The sequence below is a fragment of the Mucilaginibacter aquaedulcis genome (assembly GCF_030409325.1).
Classification (GTDB): domain Bacteria; phylum Bacteroidota; class Bacteroidia; order Sphingobacteriales; family Sphingobacteriaceae; genus Mucilaginibacter; species Mucilaginibacter aquaedulcis.
This window is the reverse complement of sequence record NZ_JAUFPR010000003.1, coordinates 178,007-203,575: the sequence shown is the minus strand read 5'-3', so window position 1 is coordinate 203,575 and position 25,569 is coordinate 178,007. Positions and strand designations below refer to the sequence as shown.

24 protein-coding genes are annotated in these 25,569 nt (G+C 42.3%); 14 read left to right on the top strand and 10 right to left on the bottom strand.

The genetic code is table 11. The features are described 5' to 3' along the window. Positions 1 to 186: 186 nt before the first annotated feature. Complete coding sequence (locus tag QWZ01_RS16105; protein ID WP_290324967.1) at positions 187 to 1,923, bottom strand: thiamine pyrophosphate-dependent enzyme; 1,737 nt, start codon at positions 1,921 to 1,923, stop codon at positions 187 to 189. 248 nt (positions 1,924 to 2,171) lie between these two features. Between QWZ01_RS16105 and QWZ01_RS16100 the strand changes: the two genes are divergently transcribed. Both QWZ01_RS16100 and QWZ01_RS16095 read left to right on the top strand, forming a co-directional pair. Further along, positions 2,172 to 3,167, top strand: coding sequence for an MBL fold metallo-hydrolase (locus QWZ01_RS16100; RefSeq protein ID WP_290324966.1), 996 nt, complete (start codon positions 2,172 to 2,174; stop codon positions 3,165 to 3,167). A gap of 194 nt (positions 3,168 to 3,361) precedes the next feature. After that, positions 3,362 to 3,973, top strand: a complete 612-nt coding sequence (locus QWZ01_RS16095; RefSeq protein WP_290324965.1) for an RDD family protein — start codon at positions 3,362 to 3,364, stop codon at positions 3,971 to 3,973. 7 nt (positions 3,974 to 3,980) lie between these two features. Here the strand turns inward: QWZ01_RS16095 and QWZ01_RS16090 are convergent, their stop codons facing one another. Continuing rightward, a complete protein-coding gene (locus QWZ01_RS16090) occupies positions 3,981 to 4,259 on the bottom strand; it encodes a type II toxin-antitoxin system RelE/ParE family toxin (RefSeq protein WP_290324964.1) in 279 nt (92 codons plus the stop codon). Next, positions 4,256 to 4,471, bottom strand: a complete 216-nt coding sequence (locus QWZ01_RS16085) for a hypothetical protein (RefSeq protein WP_290324963.1) — start codon at positions 4,469 to 4,471, stop codon at positions 4,256 to 4,258. Before QWZ01_RS16085 ends, QWZ01_RS16090 begins: the two co-directional genes overlap by 4 nt. A gap of 150 nt (positions 4,472 to 4,621) precedes the next feature. On the opposite strand from QWZ01_RS16085, the gene ispG reads away from it, so the two are divergent. After that, complete coding sequence (gene ispG / locus QWZ01_RS16080) at positions 4,622 to 6,679, top strand: (E)-4-hydroxy-3-methylbut-2-enyl-diphosphate synthase (protein ID WP_290324962.1); 2,058 nt, start codon at positions 4,622 to 4,624, stop codon at positions 6,677 to 6,679. Positions 6,680 to 6,747: 68 nt separating this feature from the next. Here ispG and QWZ01_RS16075 read toward each other — a convergent pair whose 3' ends face one another. Next, complete coding sequence (locus QWZ01_RS16075) at positions 6,748 to 7,056, bottom strand: hypothetical protein (protein ID WP_290324961.1); 309 nt, start codon at positions 7,054 to 7,056, stop codon at positions 6,748 to 6,750. A 236-nt stretch (positions 7,057 to 7,292) separates the two neighbouring features. On the opposite strand from QWZ01_RS16075, the gene QWZ01_RS16070 reads away from it, so the two are divergent. The 4 genes from QWZ01_RS16070 (at position 7,293) to QWZ01_RS16055 (ending at position 11,214) form a co-directional block, all read left to right on the top strand. Then, on the top strand, positions 7,293 to 8,408 hold the full coding sequence (locus QWZ01_RS16070; RefSeq protein ID WP_290324960.1) for a sensor histidine kinase: 1,116 nt from the start codon (positions 7,293 to 7,295) through the stop codon (positions 8,406 to 8,408). After that, complete coding sequence (locus QWZ01_RS16065; protein WP_290324959.1) at positions 8,405 to 9,139, top strand: LytR/AlgR family response regulator transcription factor; 735 nt, start codon at positions 8,405 to 8,407, stop codon at positions 9,137 to 9,139. The genes QWZ01_RS16070 and QWZ01_RS16065 overlap by 4 nt, the downstream gene beginning before the upstream one ends. A gap of 271 nt (positions 9,140 to 9,410) precedes the next feature. After that, on the top strand, positions 9,411 to 10,331 hold the full coding sequence (locus tag QWZ01_RS16060) for a helix-turn-helix domain-containing protein (protein WP_290324958.1): 921 nt from the start codon (positions 9,411 to 9,413) through the stop codon (positions 10,329 to 10,331). A gap of 298 nt (positions 10,332 to 10,629) precedes the next feature. Continuing rightward, positions 10,630 to 11,214, top strand: coding sequence for a hypothetical protein (locus QWZ01_RS16055; RefSeq protein ID WP_290324957.1), 585 nt, complete (start codon positions 10,630 to 10,632; stop codon positions 11,212 to 11,214). A gap of 92 nt (positions 11,215 to 11,306) precedes the next feature. On the opposite strand, the gene QWZ01_RS16050 is transcribed toward QWZ01_RS16055, so the two are convergent. From QWZ01_RS16050 to QWZ01_RS16030, 5 genes are all read right to left on the bottom strand, one after another. Further along, positions 11,307 to 12,137, bottom strand: a complete 831-nt coding sequence (locus QWZ01_RS16050) for an alpha/beta hydrolase family protein (RefSeq protein WP_290324955.1) — start codon at positions 12,135 to 12,137, stop codon at positions 11,307 to 11,309. Between the two features lie 117 nt (positions 12,138 to 12,254). Beyond that, a complete protein-coding gene (locus tag QWZ01_RS16045) occupies positions 12,255 to 13,463 on the bottom strand; it encodes an MFS transporter (protein ID WP_290324953.1) in 1,209 nt (402 codons plus the stop codon). Between the two features lie 75 nt (positions 13,464 to 13,538). After that, a complete protein-coding gene (locus tag QWZ01_RS16040) occupies positions 13,539 to 13,814 on the bottom strand; it encodes an ArsR/SmtB family transcription factor (protein WP_290324951.1) in 276 nt (91 codons plus the stop codon). Positions 13,815 to 14,037: 223 nt separating this feature from the next. Next, the gene (locus QWZ01_RS16035) at positions 14,038 to 15,564 is read right to left on the bottom strand and encodes a carbon-nitrogen hydrolase family protein (protein WP_290324949.1); all 1,527 of its coding nucleotides are present in this window, start codon (positions 15,562 to 15,564) and stop codon (positions 14,038 to 14,040) included. Between the two features lie 26 nt (positions 15,565 to 15,590). Beyond that, a complete protein-coding gene (locus tag QWZ01_RS16030; protein WP_290324947.1) occupies positions 15,591 to 15,965 on the bottom strand; it encodes a DoxX family protein in 375 nt (124 codons plus the stop codon). Positions 15,966 to 16,142: 177 nt separating this feature from the next. On the opposite strand from QWZ01_RS16030, the gene hemA reads away from it, so the two are divergent. Continuing rightward, positions 16,143 to 17,372: a glutamyl-tRNA reductase gene (hemA, locus tag QWZ01_RS16025; RefSeq protein ID WP_290324946.1), complete on the top strand. Its 1,230-nt coding sequence runs from the start codon at positions 16,143 to 16,145 to the stop codon at positions 17,370 to 17,372. A gap of 88 nt (positions 17,373 to 17,460) precedes the next feature. Here hemA and QWZ01_RS16020 read toward each other — a convergent pair whose 3' ends face one another. Then, positions 17,461 to 18,660, bottom strand: a complete 1,200-nt coding sequence (locus QWZ01_RS16020; protein WP_290324943.1) for an acyltransferase family protein — start codon at positions 18,658 to 18,660, stop codon at positions 17,461 to 17,463. A gap of 470 nt (positions 18,661 to 19,130) precedes the next feature. Between QWZ01_RS16020 and hemC the strand changes: the two genes are divergently transcribed. From hemC to QWZ01_RS15990, 6 genes are all read left to right on the top strand, one after another. After that, complete coding sequence (hemC, locus tag QWZ01_RS16015; RefSeq protein ID WP_290324941.1) at positions 19,131 to 20,705, top strand: hydroxymethylbilane synthase; 1,575 nt, start codon at positions 19,131 to 19,133, stop codon at positions 20,703 to 20,705. An 87-nt stretch (positions 20,706 to 20,792) separates the two neighbouring features. After that, complete coding sequence (gene hemB, locus QWZ01_RS16010) at positions 20,793 to 21,764, top strand: porphobilinogen synthase (RefSeq protein WP_290324939.1); 972 nt, start codon at positions 20,793 to 20,795, stop codon at positions 21,762 to 21,764. A 170-nt stretch (positions 21,765 to 21,934) separates the two neighbouring features. Then, entirely contained in the window at positions 21,935 to 23,305 is a 1,371-nt protein-coding gene (gene hemL / locus QWZ01_RS16005; RefSeq protein WP_290324937.1) for a glutamate-1-semialdehyde 2,1-aminomutase, read from the top strand. A 91-nt stretch (positions 23,306 to 23,396) separates the two neighbouring features. After that, complete coding sequence (locus tag QWZ01_RS16000) at positions 23,397 to 24,266, top strand: sensor histidine kinase (RefSeq protein WP_290324935.1); 870 nt, start codon at positions 23,397 to 23,399, stop codon at positions 24,264 to 24,266. Between the two features lie 20 nt (positions 24,267 to 24,286). Next, positions 24,287 to 24,994, top strand: coding sequence for a response regulator transcription factor (locus QWZ01_RS15995; protein WP_290324933.1), 708 nt, complete (start codon positions 24,287 to 24,289; stop codon positions 24,992 to 24,994). After that, positions 24,994 to 25,515 carry a tetratricopeptide repeat protein gene (locus QWZ01_RS15990; RefSeq protein WP_290324931.1) on the top strand — a complete coding sequence of 174 codons (522 nt, stop codon included), beginning with the start codon at positions 24,994 to 24,996 and terminating at the stop codon, positions 25,513 to 25,515. The genes QWZ01_RS15995 and QWZ01_RS15990 overlap by 1 nt, the downstream gene beginning before the upstream one ends. The last annotated feature ends 54 nt before the right edge of the window (positions 25,516 to 25,569 follow it).

Sequence of the window (25,569 nt, the reverse complement as noted above, 5' to 3'; positions counted from 1 at the left end):
GTTTTACTTTTTCTTTTTCTAAGCCTTCTTTACAGCGAAGCTGAAGAGAGGGCGGTCCAGCGAAGCGTAGACCGGGTGAGTCAACTATACGCCTGAGAATTTCCAAGAGATATCTTTTTATGGGTTATTATTTCCAAATGGGGAAGACTTTTGCTTCGTACCCCAACGATGCGCTTGTTTATACCTTTACAACAAATCCTTTAAATGCTTGTAGTTAGCTTTTACGGTATCCAGTACCTCATCCATGTGGCCATTAAGCATGAGCTTGGTCATGGATACGGCCATTCCCTTAACCTGTTCAAACTCAATTTTTGGCGGCATGGCCAGGGCATTGGGGTCGGTAAATACGTTTACCAGGGCAGGGCCGTCAAAAGCGAGGGCTTCGGTAATGGCCTGTTCAACATCTTCGGGGCGTTTGGCGGTAATGCCTTTTATCCCCATGGCCTGGGCAACCAAAGCAAAATCCGGATTGTACATATCGGTTTGCCAGTCGGGCAGGCCTGCAACCTCCATTTCCAGTTTTACCATCCCTAACGAGCGGTTGTTGAAAACGATAACCTTAACAGGTAGTTTGTACTGAACAATAGTTGCCAGATCGCCCAGCAGCATAGATAAGCCACCATCACCGCAAAGTGCAATAACCTGCTGACCTGGCCGCGCTAAAGCAGCGCCAATAGCCTGCGGCATGGCATTAGCCATTGAGCCGTGATTAAAGGAGCCTATCATTTTACGTTTCCCGGTAGCATGAATATATCGCGAGCCCCACACGCATGACATACCCGTATCAACGGTAAATATGGCATCATTGGCAGCGTGTTTGTTTAAAATGCTGGCAACGTATTCTGGGTGAATCTTATCCTGGCTGCCCTGGTCGTCAACATAGGTTTGCATTTTATTTTTTACATCTGCATAAACCTTAAGTTGTGCTTTCAAAAAACTATCATCCTGTTTTTGGATAATAAGTGGAAGCAGGGCCGCAAGCGTATCCTTAATGGTGCCGCAAAGGCCAACATCTACCTTTGCCCGCCTGCCTATGCGCTCTGGTTTGATATCAACCTGTACAATTTTACAGTCGGTAGGCATAAAAGGGGTGTATGGGAAATCGGTGCCCAATAATATGAGCAGGTCGCTTTCATGCATACTGTGGTAGGCCGAAGGCAAACCCAGCAATCCGGTCATGCCTACTTCATTCGGATTATTATATTGGATATCCATTTTGGCGCGGAACGAATAAGCTACCGTTGCATGCAGTTTTTGCGATAATGCCACCACCTCGTCATGTGCTTCGGCAGCACCTATTCCGCAAAAGATGGTTATTTTATGGTGTTGGTTAACCAGGCCTGCTAACCGCTGCAGGTCGTCATCAGCAGGCTTGATAACCGGGATGGGATTAAAATTTTGAACCGATGTGTTGATCTCAACGGCATCAAGGCTGGTAATATCACCCGGCAAACCAATTACGGCTACTCCTTTCTGATGCAGGGCACTTTGAATACCTGCCTGCAACATGCGTGGCAACTGGCGAGGTGTGGCAGCAACCTGGTTGTAGTAGCTGCAATCATCAAAAAGCTTTATGGTGTTGGTTTCCTGAAAATATTCCGTACCAAACTCAAAGCTGGGGATGGTTGATGCAATGGCAATAACCGGCGCGCCCGAACGATGCGCGTCATACAACCCGTTGATGAGGTGAACATGGCCCGGGCCGCTGCTGCCCGCGCAGCAGGCAAGCCCGTTAAGTTGTGCTTCGGCACCGGCGGCGTAGGCACCGGCCTCTTCATGCCTTACGTGTACCCACTGAATGCTGCCCTGGCGCCTTACGGCATCATTAACCTCGTTTAAGCTATCGCCTGTTACGGCATATATCCTTTTTATGCCGGCGTTCACCAGCATTTCAACCAATTGGTCTGCAACGTTTTTTGCCATTGTGTTTTTGATTATATAGTGCAAACTCCATAAGGCTGCAAGAGTTTTTAAAATTGTAAATTGCTTTGCCCTGTAAAAGTTGTTTATACCCAGGGATGACATATCTCTTTAAAATTTGCCTCCTTTATAGTCGACCGATCATGAACCTAATATCATGGCAGCGTCAATAAAGCCTGTTGTGCCAGGTTTACCGTAACTTTTAAACAAGGGGTATATCTTATTGAACAGTAATTACTATTATTGTTAATATGAGTTTAGAAGGATCGAGAAAATTAGGTAAAAAGTATATAAACGTAATACCTACCGATGAGGCCGGTTTTGATAAAATGCTCCCTATTTTAAAGGAGTATATGAATAACAAAGCTGAAAATACGCCCCAAAAAACACTTGGGCCGTTTAAAACCGATGCTTCCATATATCAAACACCACCTGCCGGAGGCCTCCGCATTACCTGGATAGGCCATTCGAGCATTCTGATAGAAATTGATGGCAAACGCATCCTGACCGATCCGGTTTGGGGCGATCGCGCATCATTCAGTAAATACTTTGGGCCTAAGCGATTTTTTAAACCGCCGCTTTTACTGAGCGAGCTGCCTAAGCTTGATGCCATCATCATATCGCATGATCATTACGATCATTTTGATGAGAGCACCATTAAACAGTTTGCAGGCTCGGGCATTCCGTTTTACTGTTCGGTTGGGGTAGGGCAATACCTGCATAAATGGGGCATTAAGGACAGCTTTATCAACGAGATGGATTGGGGTAATAGTGTTACAATTGGCGGCGATGTAGTAATAACCTCAACCCCGGCAAGACATTTTTCTGGCCGTGGCATAACACACCGCAACGAAACCCTATGGGCATCGTTCGTGATTAAAGGGCCAAAAAATAATATTTATTTCGGTGCCGATTCAGGCTGGTCGCCAAGCTTTGCAGAAATTGGTAAAGAGTTTGGTCCGTTTGATTTAACCATGCTTGAAATTGGCGCTTACGGCACCTACTGGCCCGACATACACATGGGCCCCGATCATGCATCGAATGCGCACCTTGCCCTTAAGGGTAAACTCATGATGCCTATACACTATGGCACCTTTAACCTGGCACCACATGCCTGGTATGAGCCTATTGAACGTTTAACCGTACTGGCGCAGGAAAAACAAATTGATCTGTTTGTGCCCAAACCGGGCCAACCTACCGAAGTAAGCAGCGCTTACAACTCCAACTGGTGGAAACCATATTTGTAAAAGGCTGTGTTATTGTCTGAACCACGATTAAATGGATTTAGAGATTGTCAGGATTTTTTAATTCAGGATGGTGAGAGATTGATACTCGCGTCATCCTGAACTTGTTTTAGGATCTTTCAGGATATTCTCCCATTTTTAGAAACCGATCTTTTAATGTAAATTTCATCACCCTCAGTAAGATAAACTTTCAATCAATGGCTCAAACCTACATACTGGTAATTGATGGTAAACCCCAGGGTCCATTCAGCCTTGAACAACTAAAAGACCTCCACATTAAACCTACCGACTTTGTAAAGACTCCCGAAATGGACGATTACAAAGAGGCTCATGAAATTGCCGAACTAAGGGAATTGCTGGGTTTTGCCAAACCGGCCCTGCTCATGCAATACTTTGGCAGCTTTGACCAACGCCTGCTGGCCTCTGTGCTTGATTGGTTTATACTTTTTGGGGTATTTATCCTTATTGCCTTTGTGGTGGTATTGCTGTTTATCCGCGATAAAGAAACACGGATAATGGCCTCATTCATCATCATGGGGATTGTGCCCTTTGCCAAGATTATTTATCATATCATAATGGAAAGTTCGGCCAAACAGGCAACCTTTGGTAAGCAAATGCTCAAAATAAAAGTGGTAGATATGCAGGGTGACCGGATAACTGTTGGTAAGGCCATTGGCCGCAACCTGTGTAAGATATTTTCTGTAGGAACCGTTTTTATAGGCTACCTGCTGGCTTTTTTTAATAAACAACAGCAATGCCTGCATGATATGATGGCCGGTACGCTGGTGATAAAAGACAGGCTGTTTTGAGAGGGGATTATTTAAAATATCTTTTGGTATGAAGTACTCTGTATATGATGATTTTTTTACCAGATTCTTTATAGTGAATACCGTACGGGAAACGATATAATGGAGCTATTCTTATACCCCTGTATCTTACCTGAAACAATTGCGGGCTGTTTTCAACGAACTTCATGGTTTCAAAAAATTCCATGAAGAATTTATCAGTAATGGCGGGTAATATTTTGTTGTAATAATCCTGAATATCTTCCAGATCTTTTTCAGCTTCAACCCTGAAAATAAGCTCGTAAGTCATTTAGGTAAAAAGCGGTCTTTGATCTTCTTAAAGGAAACATATTCAGCTTTATCGTTATCTTCCTCATCAATCATGGAGTCCATTAACGATTTATATTCATCAGTAAGTTCGAGGTTTAAATGGTGCTGATGCAGCAAATCCTCATACTCACTAATTGGAATAATTACGGCGGTTTTTTCGCCTTTATTGTTTGTAATGAATTGAGTGGCCATTAATCAAATTTATGAATTTATTAACTTTTAGCAAAGCATGTTTCATCAATATAGCTTTACATCGGAAGCTTTATTACGCTATCATAACAAATCATATGCGCTCATCAAACATCTTTCGTATTTTTGCATCTTATTAATTCATATCCAGGCATGAATACTGATGCTGTAAAGTTGCTGCAAGGCCGTTATTGTAATTCACTAACCGAATACTCACGTTTTGTTACCCGCGAGGTTACTATTGGCGATGTGCCCATGGGGGCTAACAACCCTATCCGCATACAAAGCATGACCACTACCGATACCATGGATACCATTGGTACAGTAGAGCAATCTATCCGCATGGTTGATGCTGGTTGCGAATATGTGCGTATTACCGCTCCCAGCATTAAAGAGGCTCAAAACCTGGCCGAGATCAAGAAACAACTTCGCCAACGCGGATATAATGTACCGCTGGTAGCCGACATACATTTTACACCCAACGCTGCCGAGGTAGCCGCCCGCATTGTTGAAAAAGTACGGGTAAACCCTGGCAACTACGCCGATAAAAAGAAATTTGACCAGATAGATTATACCGACCTGGAATACCAGGGCGAGCTCGACCGTATCTACAAAAAGTTTGCACCACTGGTTAAGGTTTGCAAAGAGTATGGCACAGCCATGCGCATAGGCACTAACCATGGCTCGTTGAGCGATCGCATTATGAGCCGTTATGGTGATACCCCGCAAGGCATGGTGGAGTCGGCTATGGAGTTTATGCGGATGTGCGAAACACTGAACTTTTATAACCTCGTGATCTCCATGAAATCGAGCAATCCGCAGGTAATGGTTCAGGCTTACCGGTTATTGGTAGAAACGATGGTGGCTGAGGGAATGAATTACCCACTGCACCTTGGCGTTACCGAAGCCGGTGATGGCGAAGATGGCCGCATCAAATCGGCCGTGGGTATTGGTACACTGTTGGAAGATGGTTTGGGTGATACCGTTCGCGTTTCGCTCACCGAAGAACCAGAAGCGGAAGCTCCTGTTGCGATTGAACTGGTGAAACGATATACGGAGAGAAGTAAAAATTCAAAAGTTGAAAGTCAAAATTTCGGATCGGAAAATTCAACACTCAATACTTACAACTCAGCACTTACAATACACAACCCCTACGAGTACAAAAAACGCCATACCTATGAAGCCAATGCTTTTATAGGCGGACATATGGTACCGAGGGTGGTGGTTGACCTTTCAGCTAAAAACCTGAAAGATCCGGCTGTACTGAAAGATGCAGGTTATATCTACTCGCCTTTGCTTGATAAATACAACATGGCCGAGCAATCGGTTGATTTTGTTTACCTGGCCGATGCATTGCCATCGTTCACGTTTCCGAGCAACTTAAAACAGCTTTATAACTATAGCACCTGGCAAAAACTGGCTGATAAAACCAATTGCCATCCGGTATTTTCACTGGCAGAATATATTAGCGCCGATGCAGACCGTTCATCAAAATTAAACCTGGTAAGGATACAGCATTCGGATATAGAATCGGACGAATTTGGTTCCCTGCCTTTTGATAACTCATTGGTGCTGGTACTGGAAACCACTGCCTTACATGGCATGGCCGATCAGCGTAGTTTCTTCTTTAAACTGGAAGAACTGGGGCTGGAAGTACCGGTGATAGTGAAAAGAAGTTATGAGTTCGGAGTAATGAGTAATGAGTTAGAAGATGAAAATTCGCTCAAAACTCAAAACTCACAACTGGTTACCAAACTTCAGCTTTATGCCTCTACCGATCTGGGTGCTTTGCTGGTTGATGGTTTTGGCGATGGTATCTGGATAGATGCACCTGAATTACCCGCCAATGTGGTCACCTCTACCGCGTTTGGTATTTTGCAGGCTACGCGTTCGCGCATATCCAAAACAGAATATATATCATGCCCAAGTTGCGGCCGTACCCTGTTTGATCTGATGGTTACTACCCAGATGATCCGCAGCCGTACCAGTCACTTGAAAGGCCTGAAAATCGGCATCATGGGCTGCATTGTAAACGGTCCTGGTGAAATGGCTGATGCGGACTATGGCTATGTAGGTTCGGGAACCGATAAAATTACCCTGTACCGCGGTAAGGAAGCTGTAAAGAAAAACATCAGCGCCGCCAACGCGCTCGACGAACTGATCGGCATCATCAAAGATGACGGTAATTGGGTTGAGCAAGAACAGGCATAAAACCTTATAAAACAGAACAGGGCTGGCCTCGCGCCAACCCTTGTTCAAAGTATAATTAAAAAAGGTCGTTATCGTTTCAGGTTAAATGCCAGTGCAATAAGGTTTTTGTTATCTAAATAGTCCTTATTTTCCTGTAGTTTGCTGCATAACTGGTTTAAAGCAAGTTTTATTTTTTCTCGCCTTAAATTCAGTTTGGTGTTGATAGTTTCTGTATATAGCAATTTTGCATCATCGTTGTAAAACCTTATCGTTTGTGTTTTGGGTTGGTTCATATTGCTTTCTACCACCCAAAAGCCATTAGCAGCCGGTAACTTGTCCTGAGCCTGACAGCAAACAGCGCTTATCAGGATCAATGCTGTTATTATTATCGTTTTCATAATCTTTGTTTTTAATTCAAGAGCCAAATTAGTTTGGTGGCCTACCATTAAAAAACGAGAAGGATACTCAACAATAAATGAGCGATAAAAGGGCAACGATACGCCCTGATCAGCACTGGTCAAAAATAACAAGCCCTATGAAATGATTTATTGCTGTATGTCGACAAAAGCATGCGGTTTATCGCATTTAGCTAAAAGTTTTACATCTTTCGGCCTATATCAGGTAAATTAGCTTTATGAACAACAGGTTAGATATACGGCTGCAAAACATCAAAATACCGAGGGTGTATCAGCACCTGTTATTTTGGGCAGTGGTATATATATTGGTGGCGGTTTTGTATTCGGTACAAACAAATTTCTGGGTATCGCTGCATAACAATTTATACTTTATGCCGGTTCAGATAGTCTATTATTACGCCATTGCCTATTGGGTAATCCCGAAATATTTGTTTGTTAAGCAATATTTAAAGTTTGGTTTGCTGCTACTGTTGCTGGTTATCGTGTCGTTGTTATTAACCCGTGCAGTGGCTATATTATTTGTAAATCCGCACATTGTAAAGGCGCTTAATGTTGATAATCCTGAGATTCTTAAATTCAACAGTCAACCATTCCTGGTGCAACTGGCAGATAAGCAAAGCATGGTAAATGCCCTGAAAGGTGTTAACCTTATTATTGGTTTTGTACTGGCTATAAAGCTGTTTAAAATGTGGTACGAGCGTAAACAGGCCGCACTTGAGGCCGAACTAAGCGCCCTGAAAGCCCAGGTACATCCTCATTTTCTGTTCAATACCTTAAACAACCTGTATGCCCTTAGTTTGGATGGTTCGCCAAAATCGCCGCAGTTGATATTAGGCCTTTCAGATATATTACGCTATATGCTTTATGAATGCAATGCCGATGAGGTACACCTGGAAAGGGAAATATTCATGATGCAGCAATACGTAAAACTGGAAAAGGTACGGTACGAAGACCGCATTGATATTAACTTCACCATTAAAGGTGATCTCACCAATAAACTGATTGCTCCGCTGCTTATATTGCCCTTCATTGAAAATGCCTTTAAACACGGTACCAGCGAAAAAACAGGTCAGGTATGGATCAATATAGATATTAATGTAACCGGTAATCATTTTAAATTGAAGGTGGCTAACAATAATCCTGAGAGGGAACCCGACAGCGACCAGACAGTTCCTGGCCATATTGGGTTGAAAAATGTGATGAAGCGGTTAGAATTGCTATATCCGGCCACGTCAAAACTAAAGATCATGAATGAGGATGATACATTCCTGATCGTTCTGGATATGGATCTGAATGTAATTAAGCAACCCGAAACTAAACTGGTAACCGCATGAAGATCCGAACCATAATAGTTGACGATGAACCGCTGGCCATTGAGGTACTTGAAAAGTACTTGCTGCAATTTAACCAGATGGAGTTGGTGGGCAAATGCGCGGATGCCATACAGGCGTTTCAGTTGCTACAACAAAAACCTGTTGACCTGATGTTCCTGGATATTAAAATGCCGGGTATAAAAGGGACAGACCTGTTGAGGAGTCTTAAAAATCCGCCTAAGGTAATTTTCACTACCGCCTATAGCGAGTATGCCCTGGAAGGCTTTGAGCTGAACGCGGTCGACTATTTATTAAAACCTATCTCATTCGAGCGTTTTTTGCGGGCAGTTGATAAAATTTACCAGCTAACCGAAAACAGAACAAAACCGCTTATTACACATGAGCCACTATTGGGTGATCATGATACGTTTATATATCTGAAAGTAGAGCGTAAAACGGTAAAGGTAAATGTGGCAGATATTTTATGGATAGAAAGCCAGCGCGATTATGTTAAAGTGGTAGTGAAAGAACATGAATATACAACCCGCCAAAAGATCAGCATGCTGGAAGCCATGCTGCCCGAAAACCGGTTTATACGCATACACCGTTCATTTATAGTGGCCCTGGCCAAAATAGATTCTTTTTATTCGTACAGTATTCAAATAGGCGGGCATGAACTACCCATTGGGCGCAATTATAAACACGATGTTCAGAAAAGGTTAAAAACAGAGCGGTTGATGTTTGAGCCATAAGGAAATCACTCTTAGAAGAAGGAGGCACCTACGGAGCCGTTAAAAACTGTATACCTTCTATAAACAGGTTGCTCCTCCGGAGCTATAACACTTTCCCCGACTCCAGCGGAGTCTCGTGTTTATAGCTTAAAGCATTTATCAAAAGACTCCGTAGGTGTCCCCTAACCATCGCTCAAATTAAAAATGAACTTCCTGGTTTCAATCCGAAGCATCTTCCCAAAACATAAATTCCATTATCTTTGGCTAATACCGTAATTAATTGCGGAGATATATGAGTGATAAAATAACTGTTTTAGATATTCCTTCCACACTTAAAAGGCATATTGCGTTCGCAAATAGTGCCAACTCTGATTTTGGTGTTGTTAGCGATAGCTGGAAACAGGATGATTTTGCCATATTGAACAATGAAAGCGGTTTAAAGCATGGCTTGCCGGTTAAAACAGATTATTACTCGGTTATTTTATGCCTCAGCGGTTCCTGTAAAAAAACAATCGGGCACTTTGTATTTGTGGTTTATCCAAATTCGGTTCACCTGGTATCGCCGGCTTATATTACCTCTTTTGAGGATGCATCTGACGACCTGCTGTTGTACCAGGTTTTGTTTAAAAAAGAGTTTCTGCTCAATAACTTTTTAAAGGAAAATATACTGAATAACCTGTTGGAGGTAAACCCTGATTATCCGCCAATTTACGGCTTGCCTCAAAAAGCGGTAACATCGCTAAAAGCACTGTACGAAAAGATCAGTGATGAAAGCCGGGAGCAGGGTGCATTTCACCTTCAAATTTTGCGCTTGCTGCTAGCCGATCTGCTTTACGAAATGAACAGGGCCTGCGAAAACTGTCTGCTGCATTCAACCCGTCATCTGAGTAAACAATATCAGCTGGTTTATAAGTTTAAAAAACTGGTTGAAGAAAAATTCCTAACCCTGAAAACGGTACAGGAATATGCCGATGAGCTTTATATATCTGCCAAATATTTAACAGAGATAGTAAAGGGCGAAACGGGACAGAACGCGCTGCACGTTATCCATAACCGTATGTACCTGGAAGCTCAATACCTGTTATCATCGTCGGCGCTAAGCATTAAGGAAATTGCTGAACGCCTTAACTTTGATAACAGCTCGCATTTTAGTCGTTTTTTTAAACGTTTCGCGGGCCATAATCCATCTGAATTTAAGAACGCCGGAGCGTAAATTCTCACCCGTTTCCCTTCATAAATATCCGTTATGACCATTGCCTGACGATGATTTCAGTCAATAGGAAAAATTGGTTGTTAAAACCGATTTATTGAGATTGATGTGCCTCCCCGGCCGCAGTACCTTTGATATGTCAATTAAAAAGAACGGTCATGAAAAAAGCAAACTTAAACGAATTGAAAGGAAGGCTTCTCCAGATCTACTGGGAAACCTATCAAATTTTAACCATTATCTACAGGTAATTTTTTCAGGAACAACTTAATCACTATCATATATAATCTAAACTACTACGATCATGAAAACCTCAATTAAACTAAGCATTTTAATATTTTCATTGTTATCAACTATTTCTTTGAATCTTAAAGCACAAGATATAAATACACCAGTTACTCCAAAAACAACCAATTTAGGATCAGGTATCAGGTTAAGCGCCGGTATTGAATCAGGTTTACCTATCGGCAAACTGAATGATGCTTATAGCTGGAACTTTGGTGGTTCTGTACAAGCCGACTTCCCGATCATTGACCGCGAATTATACGCTACTTTGAATGCCGGCTTCAACAACATATATGCAAATAATGTAAGCAACGCTGCGGATATCCAGTTAATACCTGTTAAAGCAGGCTTAAAATACTTCCCGGTTAAAAACTTTTACATACAGGGCGAAGCAGGTGCTTCATTTATAGCTAATAAATCAGACTTGGGTGCAACTAAATCAGCAGCATTTGTATATGCTCCGCAGGTAGGTGTATTGTTTAACGTAGGTGGTAAAAATTATATTGATGCCGGTGTAAGGTTTGAAAGCAATAGCAAATTTTATACTAACGGTAACACCAGCAACTTTGTTGGTTTAAGAATAGCTTACGCCTTTAACCTGTAATTAACAACAGAAAACAACAGCCTTTCGGGCTTCTCTATATATTGATACATAAAAAGCGGCATCACTTGATTAAAGTGTTGCCGCTTTTGTTTTTACGCCCGCAAAAAAGCAATGGTTTTATCACAAAATTCTTTTAACGATGCTGGCAGCGTATCACCGGCGTAAGGATGCGAACCACCGAAGGTATGATCGGCTCCGGGGAATATTATAAATTCGGCATTGGGTTGTGCTTCATGCAAGTCCTGCGCGTGAGCTACAGGTACGGTAGTGTCGGCATCACCATGAGTAAGCAGCCAAGGTTGTTTTACAGCTGCTGCCATCAGCGGTATATCCAGGCGCAGGGGATGACTGTCCAGATCATCAAGCAGGGTTGATTTGATTGGCATTTGCTGGTTAGTTCGTGAATTGTGCATATATATAATACCCTGCAGCCGCCATTGTATCTCGCTTTGTTTTGGCCACAGGTTACGGAAACCGGATATAGAAGCCATGGTGACCAGCTTTTTAATGCGACTGTCTTCGGCCGATTTAATGATGCTGATGCCGCCACCCATGCTATGACCGATTAAAAACACACCATTAGCCACGGCCATGCCCGAACCGCTGCAGGCAAAATCAATAATGGTATCCAGATCTTCCAGCTCAATAGAAAATGTATTATCACTGAAGGCCGTAAGGTCGACAAAATCAAGCGGATTATCAGGTGTAGTGCCGTTGTGCGAAAAATTGAACTTCAGGTATCTAAAGCCATTTTGTGCAAAATAATTGGCCACGAGGTGATGTGTGCCCCAGTCTTTAAACCCTTTAAAACCATGCGCGAAGATAACCAGCTGCGCGTTTTTAAGCGCGTCATCATACGTTACATCAATAAGCATGGGCCGGCCCTTAGCGCCCGGCAGGGTATAATTTTCTTTACGGATCATAGGGCGGAAATTACGGTTTTTATGAGGAAAGTATACTACATTAAAAAGCCGGTAGTCTGAATACTACCGGCATAATGGAACGAAGTCAAAGACTTCGCACAGCATAATTATAAATAATTATTCACAAATTATCGCCTGAACAGGATCTGCCTCAATGAGTTCTTCTTCGGTAGCTCCTTTGGCTTCCTGCTTTTCATTGATCTTAACAAAACTGAGGCCTAATGACAGTAACAACAAGGGTACGGTCATCCAGATTACCTCATGAATACCGTATTTGGCAATTACAAAACCACCCAATAAACTGCCCAGGGTAATACCCGCATTGAAAAAGGATGGCAACAGGCCATTCACAAAATCAAGCGCGTTGCCATGTATGCCATGGATAACATGCAGGTTGGCTACCAAAAAACCGCCGGTATGTATGAATCCCCAAACCGAAAGAATGGTAACCATAGGTATAAATAAGCCTCCAAATTTATAGGCCAGCAGGTGCATTACCACTAACGAGATCAGGAACACACGGGTAGTAAGCTGCACATTTTTACTTAGTGCTATACCGGTAAGCCAGTTACCTAATATGCCTGTACCGCCAAATACCAATAGCATCACGCTGATCTGCGCACCGTTCATATGCGATACTTTATCTAAAAACTCGGCCAGGTAGCCGTAGGTGGCAAACATGCCTGCAAGAATGATTGTGGCTGTTAAAAGCTTTATCCACAACTGCACGCTGCTTAATATTTTTAGCTGACTTTTTGAACTTGCCTGCTCTTCGCTTGCAGGCATCGATGGTACAAACATAGCCAGCGCGGCAAATGCCAAAAGGTTAATCACTGCAGAAAGGATGAATGATGCGCGCCAGTTAAATAGATCGGCCATGTAGGTGGTTAGGGGCACGCCCAGTACGGTAGCCACACTTAGACCGGCCATTACAATGGCAATAGCTTTGGGAGCATCTTTTGGTCCGGCTTGTTTGGAAGCGGCTGTCATTGATACCGCCCAGAATACCGGGTGTAAAAACGCGGGTAAGATACGGGCAATCATAAGCACCGTAAAGTTAGGTGCCACTGCCGATAGCAGGTTGGAGAGCACAAATATGCCCAATACCAGGCACATGATGGTTTTACGGTTCATTTTGGCCGTAAGCATATTGGTGAATGGCCCCGCCAGAGCTACGGTTAAGGCAAAGGCGCTTAGCAGCCAGCCAGCCGTATCAATGGTGATATGGAAATCCTTCACTAAGGCGGGCAATATGCCGATAACGCCAAACTCGGTAGTGATGATGCCGAAGGCTCCGAGGGCCATGATATAAATAGATTTTTTCATTGATTCGTGTATTTAAATATTCAAATGTTTCTATATAAATGAGTGCGAAATTTTTTTTCTCTTTTTTGAAAAGAACTATTCTTTCAAGTCGTTCAAACAAGTGATGTAATCGTCAAGTACTTGCTGGTTAAGTACATATTTAAGGTTACGGCCTTCTTTTTGAGGTAGCAGCAGCTCGGCATCTACCAGTTGTTTTAAGTGGTGGGATACGGATGGCTGTGTCAGATCAAGCAGGTCGTTCACCTCCGCGCAGTAAAGGCAGTCTTTCTTTTTCTTGAATTGCTGTAAAATAGCTATCCTGTTGGCATCGCTGAGGGCACGGGATATTTTTTCTATTTTTTTATTGTCCATTGTTTATGGCGAGTCAAGATTTTAATGATGACTTGCCGCTGCAAAGGTAGATATTAGTATTGATATATAGAAATGTTTCGATGTGTTTTGATTGTCAAGAAAATAAAAAAAATGTCATCTCGAACGAGGTACGAGGAGAGATCTTATACGAGTGCTGTGTATAGCGTATAAAATTTCTCCCTATGGTCGAAATGACAATGTATTCAATTTAAGTGAAATTCACCTATACCTTCTTCCCATTAAAAGTAATATTATACAGATCCGTCCTGCGGTCTTTGAGGTTTTGTACACTACCATATTCGTGCAGCTCATCCAGCAATGAAAGGTCAACATCGGCAATAACGATCATTTCGGTGTTGGGTGTAGCTTCAGACTGGATGCCATTGGTAGGGAAACCAAAATCAGACGGGGTAAATACCGCTGATTGTGCATAGCTAATACCCATGTTATTCACGTTGGGCAAATTGCCTACGCAACCCGCAATGGCTACATAGCATTCGTTTTCCACAGCGCGGGCCTGGGCGCAAAATTTAACCCGGTTGTAGCCGTTTTGGGTATCAGTTAAAAAGGGCACAAATAATATCTGCATATCCTGGCTGGCAAGTATGCGTGATAGCTCAGGAAACTCCACATCGTAACAGATCAGGATGCCAATTTTACCAGCATCGGTTTCAAACACCTTCAGTTCATCGCCACCGCGGATACCCCAGGAACTGATTTCAGACGGCGTTGGGTGTATCTTATAAATTTCTTCCATGCTGCCATTGCGCTTAAACAAGTACGATACATTGTATAGCGAATCCTCAAAAATGGTTGGCATGCTCCCAGCTATAATATTCACGTTGTATGATACCGCCAGTTTTGAAAACTCCTCAATAATGGGTTGGGTATACTTGGCCAGCTCGCGCATGGCCTTGGCCGTGTCCAGGTGGTTATAATCGGCCATGAGCGGCGTGTTGAACAGCTCAGGAAATAGGATAAAGTCCGACTGGTAATCGCTCACCGCATCCACAAAATACTCGGCGTGCTTCATTAGCTCGCTTATGTTACTGTAGGTACGCATCTGCCATTGCACCAGGCCAATACGCACCACGGTTTTGTGATTAATAACGGATGATACTTCTTCGTAATACACATTGTTCCACTCAATCAGCGTAGCAAAACCTTTTGATCGACTATCCTCAGGCAAATAATTACGCAGTACTTTGCGCACGTGAAAATCATTAGCCAGCTGAAAGGAGAGGGTAGGGTCATATATCTCCTTATATTTTACCTTATCAATGTATTGACGAGGGGTGAGGTCGTTCTGATATTTCTGATAATTCGGGATACGGCCTCCGGCGATAATGCTTTTCAGGTTTAGTTTTTCGCACAGGGCCTTACGCGCCTCGTATAAACGACGGGCCAAACGAAGGCCCCGATAGTTGGGGTGTATAAAAATATCTATACCGTATAAAACATCGCCCTTATCGTTGTGGGTTTTAAAGGTGCTGTCGCCTGTTATTTGTTTGTAAGTGTGGTTATCACCATATTTTTGATAGTCAACAATGATAGCCAGGGCACAGCCTACCACCACATCATTAACGGTGATACAGATCTGCCCCTCTGGAAAAAGCTTAATGAGCTTTTTGATAGAATTAGCGTCCCAATAATCCTCGTCCATATCCATATAGGCCGATTTCATTGATTTTTTTAGCTCCTGGTAATCCTGAACTTCCAGGTTACGCATTTCAACACTTTGCAGATCCATATTTTTAATAATGTAATATTTAAATGTTAAGCTTTATGATGCCACCAAACCCAAACCATCAGTACAGGTTGTAAAGCTAAGCGCAGCCAGGCAATAGCTGGTGTTATCATTAAGTTACCTGATTTTAAAGGCGCGTTGCTTATCATGCTGATGTGTACCGGTAAAAAGGCTATCAACATTAATATAATGCCGTAAACAGCCCAACCCCGGCTTTGTGCTGATATTAATAATAGTGCAAACAATATTTCAAATATGCCGGCAAGTATATTAATAACAACAGGGTAGGGAAAATAGGCTGGAATGATGCGCTGATACGATACCGGGTTAATAAAATGGTTGATACCAGCTAAGGCATACCCGAGTATTAAAATAATAAGACTTGTGTTTTTTAAAAAACGCATTGTATACTATACAATATTTTGCTAAGTATTGTTTTACGCAGTTTAAATATGGTTGGCAAGTCATTTTTCGTAATTTCATAGCTATTTATAACCATTCTAAATACGCCTGTATGACAAAGTATTGACATAGGATGTCATTTATAGTGATATTTTTGTTGGGTCAAATTTAAAACTGCTTTGAAGTATTTAAAGGTTATTGCTTTTACACACAAACAGATTGAACTGAAGGAATTGGGTAGATTGGTTGTTTGCCACGAAAATCTGTCAGATAAGCTTCAACAAGTTAAAAGTCAATTTGGGATACCAGAGATATTTTATCTGGCTACATGTAACCGTGTTGAATTTGTTATGACCACCCCGCAAGTGGTTGATAAAGATTTTGCAAGGAAATTTATAGAAGCATTCCATACCGAACTTCATGATGAGTCTTTAGATATTTTTATGAATAGCGTTTCTATTTATGAAGATCAGGAGGCTATGGTTCACTTGCTGCGTACCTCATGCTCACTGGAGAGTTTAATAGTTGGCGAAAAGGAAATATTGGCCCAGCTGCGCAAAGCCTATGAGCATTGCCGCGAAGCCGGCCTTACAGGCGATGGTTTGCGCATGATCATGAATTGTGTTGTTAAAACAGCCAAAGAAGTATATACCCATACTAATATTTCAAAAAATCCAATTTCGGTAGTTTCATTAGCTTACCGTAAGCTCAGAGATCTGAACCTGTGTGCTACCGATGCCCGTGTACTGATCATTGGCGCAGGCGAAACCAACCGTAATATTTCAAAGTATCTTCAAAAACATAAGTTCACCAACTTCGCGGTCTTTAATCGTACATTATCAAAGGCACAGCAATTGGCCGTTGATCTGGGTGGTAAGGCTTATGATCTGGAAGCTTTAAAAACATACAGCAAAGGTTTTGATGTAATCATTACCTGTACATCGGCAGTTGAGCCTATCATCACTACCGAAATATACCAATCGCTGCTTAACGGCGAAACCAACCGCAAAACCATTGTGGATCTGGCTATTCCTAATGACACCGCTCCTGAAGTATTGGAGCAGTTCCCGGTTAATTTTATCGAAGTACATTCGCTTAATGAGGTTGCTAAACGCAACCTGCAGGAGCGCTACCAGGAACTGGTACACGCCGAAGCTATTATTGAGCAAAATATCGCCGAGTTTTTAACCCAGTTAAAACAGCGCCGTATTGAAGTGGCCATGCGTCAGGTACCTGAAAAAATTAAGGAGATCCGCAATACTGCCATCAACTCAGTTTTTGCCGATGAGGTACAGGGCCTTGATGAACAATCGCGCGAGATACTGGAAAAGGTGATCAACTACATGGAGAAAAAATATATCAGTGTACCCATGATTATGGCTAAGGATATATTGATCAACGAAAACTAAGGTAGTAATCCCAACCCTTTTTAAATCCTGTTAGTGCTTTTTATTTGGCTGTTTAGCAAGGCAAACTGAATTTGTAATGCCCTGAATTTTATGGATTTTGCTGTTTTGCCAGTCGGCTTTTCGAGCGCCCGAGTATGAATGATATAGGCGAACTATGAATTGCCCACACCGAGACAAAAGTGACACTCATAATAATTAGGAAAAAAGCAATTTGTGTCAAAAATAAAACGGGCAGGTTTGATATCAGATTATGTTGCCCTATAAAGGTGTTAGCTAAGGGCATGGTTTCAACTATTACTATACAGTGAACCAAATAAATACCAAATACATTTTGCCTTGGATTTAAATGCCGTAATACTGTTAGTTTGTTCGACTTTAAAACAGCCAGGAAAAACAGCAGGCATACTATTAAATTGGTGATACGTATAGATGAAAAAGAGTCTTTACTGTGTTCCTTACTTAAAATTTCGGCTTCAAAGCAAGCTACGGTAAAAGCCAGTAAAAATAGGGGTATCAGTACCTTCCATTGTATTTTATTCAAGATAAGCTCGAATTTTTCCTTATGCTGATACAGCTGAACACCAAGCCACAAGAAAAATACATAGCCCAAAAATGCCTTGGTATGCAGGGCCGATACCCAATTATAGTAAAGGTTTATACTGTAAAATAGCGTAAAGCCCAATAAAATAAAACCAAAGCCTATTTTATTAATATACTTTTTGCAAAGTATTAATACCAAGGCAGATAATATAGAAACCGGGATATACCAATACGCTGCATGGAAGATATAACCGTTAAGCAGCTGTAAGGTGTATTTCAGTATTTGTAAGGTGTTTCCGGTTAGTATCTGATGAAATGAATAAACATTTAAAACCTGTATAGCTGCCAGTACTATTAAAAAAATAAGCCAGGGAAGTATAATGGTAGGCAACCTGTACTTCAGGTAGTCAACAAGGCTAAAACCGCTGATCTTCTTACTCAGAAAATAGCCCGATATCAGGAAGAAGTTAATGGTTCCTAATCGCCCCAGTTGGTTGGCAATAAGTGTTAATATCCTGTAATCTTCCTGGTATTTGGTTTTATCGGCCCAGCTGCAGAGTGAATGGCCCCAAACTATGGAACAAATAGCCACAAAGCGCAAAATATCCATTCGCCCGGCGTAATACTTTGATAAGTTATCCGCGGGAATGGTATCCTGCCCCGGCTTGCGTTGGGGTGTTAACGCAGTTGGGGTAATAAATTTCCCTTCGGCTACAAGACTGGGGAACTCCGGCGTTTTATTTTCCATTAATTTAACTGCAGATCAAAGGCTTTAAGGTAGGTGATGTCAATATAGATTTATCAATTAGATAAAATATTTAAGTCACTTTTAAATTATTCATGCTTTATAGCTAATAAAGTAAATAATACTAAAGCCTTTTTACGTATAATTAGGAATATGGTTCATGTTTTACCAATATAAAAATGAATAAAATGAATAACTGGTTGCTGCTGTTTGCTTTATAATTTACTTTATACCCAAAAGATATGCCACTGGTACGGCAAACATATAAGCCGACAGGTTCTGCCCGTTTCAACCGGTAAATTCTGGTTCAGATAATTGTTTGAACTTTCCCGACATCGGCTAATATTACACCATATCTTCCCGTAACCACGCATAACGGTCATTTTGTTGCAATTAGAAATAATTGGTGGAAATCTTGTGCCTTATCATAGCTATAAAAAATTAAATTTGCACCTGTAAAAACATTCATTCTTTTGGACAGAACACTGATAATTGGAACCCGCGGCAGTGAATTGGCGCTATGGCAGGCAAATTTTGTAAAAGACAGCCTTGCTGCAATTAATGTAACCGCCGAGTTAAAGATCATTAAAACCCAGGGCGATCGTATACTAAACCTGAGCTTTGATAAGTTAGAAGGAAAAGGTTTTTTCACCAAGGAATTAGAAGAAGAATTATTGGCCGGTACAATTGATATTGCGGTACACTCGCACAAAGACCTGCCAACTGAAAACCCTCCGGGACTCATCATCGCAGCAGTTTCAGAACGGGAAGATCCGGCTGAACTGTTGTTGATCTTGAAAGATTGTGTAGACGTACACCAGAAGCTTTCGGTAAAATACGGAGCTATTGTAGGTACCTCATCAAACAGGCGCAAGGCACAATTGCTGGCCTACCGTCCTGACCTGGAGATAGAAGATCTTCGCGGCAACGTGCCTACCCGTATAGGTAAGCTTCGCGATGAAAAATATGATGCTATTATGCTGGCTAAGGCCGGTGTAACCCGCTTAGGTTTGGATTTGAGCGAATTTCATGTAGAGGAGTTAACTCCTGCCGAACTGATACCGGCCCCTGCACAGGGTGCTCTTGCTATCCAGATCCGCGAAACCAATCATGATGTTTTTGAAGTATTGCAGGCTTTGCACCACCCCGATGTGGCCGAAGAGCTTGCTGTAGAAAGAACCGTGCTGAAAATGTTTGGTGGCGGCTGTCACTTACCATTAGGGTGTTATTGCCGCCGTGATGAGGGCATGTTCCAGGTGTTTACCTCCAAGGCAGATGAGGGTGATGAATTTCCCGACAGGTTGTTTATTGAATCTCCAACTACCGAAGGCCTTGCCGCAAAAATAGTGGCCAAGTTTGCCAAAGACCGTAAACTACCTTCAAAGGTTTTCATCTCGCGCGAACTTTCTGACCAAAGCTACTTTAAAAAGGCAATGGAAAACAGGAACATCGAGATAGAGGCCCGCTCGCTTATCCGTACCGTACCGGTAATTACCAAGCTTGATTCTTACATCTTAAAAAATATCGACTGGGTGTTTTTCTCCAGTAAAAACGCGGTTGAATACTTCTTTCAGCTTAATCCGCAATTCCCTAAAAAGGTAAAATTTGGGGTTATGGGCAGCGGTTCTGAAGAGATGCTGCGCCGCAAAGGCTACTTTACCAATTATGTTGGCGAAAGTACTGATACCGCCGATGTAGCTAAAGAATTTGCTAAGATAGCCAATGGTACTATTGTGTTGTTTCCCGGTGCCGAAAGCCCGATGAGGAGCATCCAGCAGGGCCTTTCTGCCGATACTAAGATCATTGATTTGCCGGTATATGAAACCGTACTGGAAGAAGATGTAGAAGCCAGCGGAGCCGATGTACTGGTATTCACCAGCCCATCAAATGTTGAGGCTTATTTTGTTGATAACCTGCTTGACCCATACCAAAAGGTAGTGGCCATAGGCAAATCAACCGGCAAAAAGTTTGATGAAATGGGGGTAAAATATACCCTGCCTTACTCACCCGACGAAGTTGGGCTGGCTGAGGCTGTGTTTGGACTTTAGCCCCTATCCCCTAAAGGGGTATTATAGGCGGCTTTATTATAAAATAGAAAATTAAAAAAACTCCCCCTTTAGGGGGATGGGGGGCATATGTTACAAAGACCACGTAGAAACCGGAAAAGTGAAGTAATACGCCAAATGGTGCAGGAAACACATGTTAGCGCTGCTAACCTGATATTCCCGCTGTTTATTGTTGATGGTACGTTCCAAAAAACGGAAGTAGCCTCTATGCCGGGCATTTACCGGTACTCCATCGATAACTTGCTGCGCGAGATTGAGAGCTGTTTAAAACTGGGTTTAAACTCGTTTGACCTGTTCCCCAATATCGAGGATTCATTAAAAGACGAGATGGCTACCGAAAGCCACCGCGATGATAGTTTGTATCTGCGCGCTATCCGTGAGGTTAAAAAGAACTTTCCTGAAGCGTGCGTGATTACTGACGTTGCTATGGATCCTTACAGCAGCGACGGGCACGATGGTATTGTAAAAGATGGTCAGATACTGAATGACGAAACGCTGGAGGTATTAGGCAAAATGGCCCTGGCGCATGCGCAGTGTGGTGCCGATATTATAGCCCCTTCAGATATGATGGACGGCCGTGTAGGATATATTCGCAACGTGCTGGACGAAAACGGCTTTACAAACGTTTCTATCATGTCATACTCAGCTAAGTATGCCAGTGCTTTTTATGGCCCATTCAGGGATGCCTTAAATTCGGCTCCTAAATTTGGTGATAAAAAAACCTACCAGATGAACCCGGCCAACCAGCGCGAGGCATTGATTGAGGCTAATCTGGATGAACTGGAAGGTGCCGACTTTTTAATGGTAAAACCGGCATTGGCTTACCTGGATGTAATAAAACTGATAAAGGATAATACCGAGCTTCCTGTAGCAGCCTACAACGTAAGCGGCGAATATGCCATGATCAAAGCGGCCATTCAAAAAGGCTGGCTTAATGAGCAGCGTGCCATTACCGAGGTACTAACCAGCATCCGCAGGGCAGGTGCAACAGCGATATTAACCTACCACGCCAAAGAGGTGCTGGAGAATAAATGGCTTTGATAAGTCAAAATTCAAAAGTAAAAATTCAAAACGAATACTGAATTTTTGACTTTTTGGATCTGGCTCATAGTAATATTTGATTCGATAAAACAGATCGGACTTTGAGAGTTGAAAGAGGGAGCTACCGCTGATTTTTTTGACTTTTGAATTTTGATTTTTGACTTATAAAAATGTTAGATTCATTAAAAAAAATATTTTCGGGAGAGGCTAATGAGCCGTTAAATACAACGGGTAAGCCTGACATCAGCAGGGAAAAATCTGCCGAGTTGTATGCTAAGGCAAAAACGTATTTTCCGGGTGGAGTAAACTCGCCGGTAAGGGCGTTCAAGTCGGTTTATGGTACACCTTTGTTTATCCAGAAAGGCGATGGCAGCCATATATGGGATGCCGATGGCAACGAATTTATTGATTTTTGCTGTTCATGGGGGCCGCTTATTTTGGGTCACAACAACGCCAAGGTAAGGGAAAAGGTTATTGAGGTGATGCAAAACGGCATGTCGTTCGGCGCACCGACCGCCCTGGAGAACGAATTGGCCGAACTGATCCTGAAAAATAATAAATTTATTGAAAAACTGCGTTTCGTAAGCTCCGGCACCGAAGCGGTTATGTCGGCCCTGAGGCTGGCCAGGGGTTATACCAAGCGCGATAAGATATTAAAATTTGAGGGCTGCTATCACGGCCATACCGATGCGCTGCTGGTTAAGGCAGGCTCAGGCCTGGTAACGTTTGGCGAAACCTCTTCTGCAGGCGTACCAAAGGCTTTTGCCGATGAAACCATTGTAGTGTCATTGAATGATAAAGAAGCGCTTACAAAGGCCTTTGAAGAGTTTAAAGATCAGATTGCCGCTATTATTATTGAACCGATACCAGCCAATAATGGCTTGCTGTTACAGGAAAAAGAATACCTGCAATTCCTGCGCGAAATTTGTATACAGAACGGTACCCTGCTTATATTTGATGAAGTAATATCAGGTTTCCGTATAGGGTTTGAAGGCGCTTCGGGTTATTATGGCATCAAGCCGGATATCATTACTTACGGCAAGATTATAGGTGGTGGTTTACCTGTAGGGGCCTACGGATCATCTGCCGAGATCATGAGTAACATATCTCCTGAGGGTTCGGTTTACCAGGCTGGTACATTATCGGGTAACCCTGTAGCTATGGCCGCGGGTATTGCGCAATTGAGCGAATTGCTACGGATGGGTTTTTACCGCGATCTGAACAATAAAACAGAAGAGTTCAGAGATGCTGTACAGCGCTTTGCCACAGCACGTAACTATAAATTTAAGGTGTTTGGTATAGGCTCTATATTCTGGTTTGCTTTTACGGATAAAGAGTATATTCGTACAGCTGAAGATATTGATGCTTCCAGCATGGAAAAATTCAAAAAGTTCCACCGCGAGTTGATAAACCGCGGTATTTACCTGGGTCCATCAGGCTATGAGGTAGGCTTTATATCATCGGCCCATACTAAAATTGATCTGGAAAAGGCAAAACGTGCTATATTTGATAGTCTTGACCTTGTATTTAGTACTAAATAGTAGTATCAGATAGTTAGTACCAAGACCTTTGCGTTTATTACATGATTTAAAATCATGATACTTGATACCAATTATCGAAACTGATAAAACAATGAAGAAGCCATTTATTATTTTTTACGCGCTCATCATATACGCCATCTCCGAGTTGGTTTGGTGGGGTTATATGCTGATGAAATTACAGCCTGAGCGTATTGGTATGATCCTGGGCGAAGGCTCTATGTTCATATTGATATTTGTGGTTGGAGCCTACAGTCTGCACGCGTCTATCAATAAAGAGCGTAAGTTGCAGGAACAGAAAAGAAACTTTTTACTTTCTGTAACGCACGAGCTTAAATCGCCGCTGGCATCTATCAAAATTTTGCTGCAAACCATCCAAAAGCGCCAGCTCACCAAAGAGCAGCTGCTTGATTTTGTAGGCAAATCACTGCTTGATGTGGAACGTTTGGACGATATGGTAGAGAACATGCTGCTGGCATCAAAAATTGATAACCGCTCATACACGTTCCCTAAGGCTACCTTTAACCTTTCGGTACTGGTTGACAGTATTGTTAACCGTTTGCAGATCACCAAGTGCGATTGCAACCAGCAGATAATTGATGCCGAAATTGAACCAAAGATTGAGATCACCGGCGATAAGTTCGCTTTAACATCAGTGGTAACCAACCTTATTGAGAATGCGGTTAAATACTCGAGCCCATGCTCGGCAGTGGAGGTTAAACTGTTTTCAAAGGATGATAAAGTGTACCTGGAGGTGGCCGACCAGGGTATTGGTATAGCCGATAATGAAAAAACACGTATTTTCGATAAATTTTACCGTGTAGGCAGCGAAGATACCCGTAATACCAAGGGTACCGGCCTGGGCCTTTACATTGTAAAGGAAGTACTTGATAAACACCACGCCAGTATCAGGGTTAGGGATAACCGCCCCGAAGGCAGTGTTTTTGAAGTAGTATTTGGATAAACCTAAATTAGAAAAGTAATATGCCAAACAAGAAAAGGATTTTATTAGCTGAAGACGAAGAACATTTGTTGGAAGCCATCAAACTTAACCTCGAGCTGGAGGGTTATAAGGTTTCTACAGCTAAAAATGGTAAAAAGGCTTTACAATTATTTAAGGAAGAGCGTTTTAACCTTGTGATACTTGACGTAATGATGCCTGAGATTGATGGCTTTGTTGTGGCCGAAACTATCAGGCTTGAAAATACGGAAGTGCCTATCATGTTTTTAACTGCTAAAAACACCAATGAGGACAAAATTGCGGGCCTTAAAAAAGGTGCTGATGATTATTTAACCAAACCTTTTAACCTGGAGGAACTCATTTTAAGGGTTAATAATCTGGTAAAACGCAGCCTGAAAGGCGAAGACCTGAAAGAATTTAACAGCTACAAAATTGGCGATAAAGCTATCCACTTTAACTCCTTTGAGCTGGTAAATGCCGATGGCTCTATCACCCCGCTTACCAAAAAAGAAACCATGCTGCTTAAATTACTTATTGAGCGCAGAAATGATGCCGTATCGCGCGAGCAGATACTGGAAACGGTTTGGAACTACGATGTGTATCCTTCAACCCGTACTATTGATAACTTTATCCTAACCTTCCGTAAGTACTTTGAACCTGATCCTAAAAACCCGGTTTATTTTCACTCTATCCGCGGTGTGGGCTATAAGTTTACCGATAATCAGCATTAATGTTCAGTAATAAGGTACGTATATTTATTGCATTTCTGTTCCTGGCATCGTTGGCAATATTGCTCTACCTGCGCATTTATGAGCTGGTGGCAGTAGCTGTCATGATGATATTACTGCTCATCTGGGATTACTTTAAGCAGGGTACACTTGTGGTAGCAGCCAAATATTTTCATGATAAAAATTATGAAAAGGCCGAGGCTTCGTTAAAAGAGATCAGCAATCCGCAGTGGCTCAGTAAAAAGCGGCGCGGATTTTACGAATATATTTATGGCGGCATCAGTATCCAAAAACAGGATTTTGAAGCAGCCGAAAGGCACTATGAGCTTGCCGCCCAATATCCATTACATTCGGTAAATGACCATGTGGCGGCATTGGTAACAGTGGCTAACATCAACATCAGGTTTGGTAATTATGATAAGGCCAAAGCCTATTTACAACTAACCGAAAAACACGCGGATAAAACTACCGCTAAAATGAAGGATGTGATCAACCGCCTTCATCAGGAATTGAAAAAACACTAAAATAGAGTCAAGAGATAAGAATCAAGAAATAAGACAAAAACTTATGTTTCTTGA

Bases quoted from the DNA above. Each gene is read 5' to 3' on its own strand.
- QWZ01_RS16105 (WP_290324967.1), bottom strand. From the start codon at position 1,923: ATGGCAAAAAACGTTGCAGACCAATTGGTTGAAATGCTGGTGAACGCC.
- QWZ01_RS16100 (WP_290324966.1), top strand. From the start codon at position 2,172: ATGAGTTTAGAAGGATCGAGAAAATTAGGTAAAAAGTATATAAACGTA.
- QWZ01_RS16095 (WP_290324965.1), top strand. From the start codon at position 3,362: ATGGCTCAAACCTACATACTGGTAATTGATGGTAAACCCCAGGGTCCA.
- QWZ01_RS16090 (WP_290324964.1), bottom strand. From the start codon at position 4,259: ATGACTTACGAGCTTATTTTCAGGGTTGAAGCTGAAAAAGATCTGGAA.
- QWZ01_RS16085 (WP_290324963.1), bottom strand. From the start codon at position 4,471: ATGGCCACTCAATTCATTACAAACAATAAAGGCGAAAAAACCGCCGTA.
- ispG (WP_290324962.1), top strand. From the start codon at position 4,622: ATGAATACTGATGCTGTAAAGTTGCTGCAAGGCCGTTATTGTAATTCA.
- QWZ01_RS16075 (WP_290324961.1), bottom strand. From the start codon at position 7,056: ATGAAAACGATAATAATAACAGCATTGATCCTGATAAGCGCTGTTTGC.
- QWZ01_RS16070 (WP_290324960.1), top strand. From the start codon at position 7,293: ATGAACAACAGGTTAGATATACGGCTGCAAAACATCAAAATACCGAGG.
- QWZ01_RS16065 (WP_290324959.1), top strand. From the start codon at position 8,405: ATGAAGATCCGAACCATAATAGTTGACGATGAACCGCTGGCCATTGAG.
- QWZ01_RS16060 (WP_290324958.1), top strand. From the start codon at position 9,411: ATGAGTGATAAAATAACTGTTTTAGATATTCCTTCCACACTTAAAAGG.
- QWZ01_RS16055 (WP_290324957.1), top strand. From the start codon at position 10,630: ATGAAAACCTCAATTAAACTAAGCATTTTAATATTTTCATTGTTATCA.
- QWZ01_RS16050 (WP_290324955.1), bottom strand. From the start codon at position 12,137: ATGATCCGTAAAGAAAATTATACCCTGCCGGGCGCTAAGGGCCGGCCC.
- QWZ01_RS16045 (WP_290324953.1), bottom strand. From the start codon at position 13,463: ATGAAAAAATCTATTTATATCATGGCCCTCGGAGCCTTCGGCATCATC.
- QWZ01_RS16040 (WP_290324951.1), bottom strand. From the start codon at position 13,814: ATGGACAATAAAAAAATAGAAAAAATATCCCGTGCCCTCAGCGATGCC.
- QWZ01_RS16035 (WP_290324949.1), bottom strand. From the start codon at position 15,564: ATGGATCTGCAAAGTGTTGAAATGCGTAACCTGGAAGTTCAGGATTAC.
- QWZ01_RS16030 (WP_290324947.1), bottom strand. From the start codon at position 15,965: ATGCGTTTTTTAAAAAACACAAGTCTTATTATTTTAATACTCGGGTAT.
- QWZ01_RS16020 (WP_290324943.1), bottom strand. From the start codon at position 18,660: ATGGAAAATAAAACGCCGGAGTTCCCCAGTCTTGTAGCCGAAGGGAAA.
- hemB (WP_290324939.1), top strand. From the start codon at position 20,793: ATGTTACAAAGACCACGTAGAAACCGGAAAAGTGAAGTAATACGCCAA.
- hemL (WP_290324937.1), top strand. From the start codon at position 21,935: ATGTTAGATTCATTAAAAAAAATATTTTCGGGAGAGGCTAATGAGCCG.
- QWZ01_RS16000 (WP_290324935.1), top strand. From the start codon at position 23,397: ATGAAGAAGCCATTTATTATTTTTTACGCGCTCATCATATACGCCATC.
- QWZ01_RS15995 (WP_290324933.1), top strand. From the start codon at position 24,287: ATGCCAAACAAGAAAAGGATTTTATTAGCTGAAGACGAAGAACATTTG.
- QWZ01_RS15990 (WP_290324931.1), top strand. From the start codon at position 24,994: ATGTTCAGTAATAAGGTACGTATATTTATTGCATTTCTGTTCCTGGCA.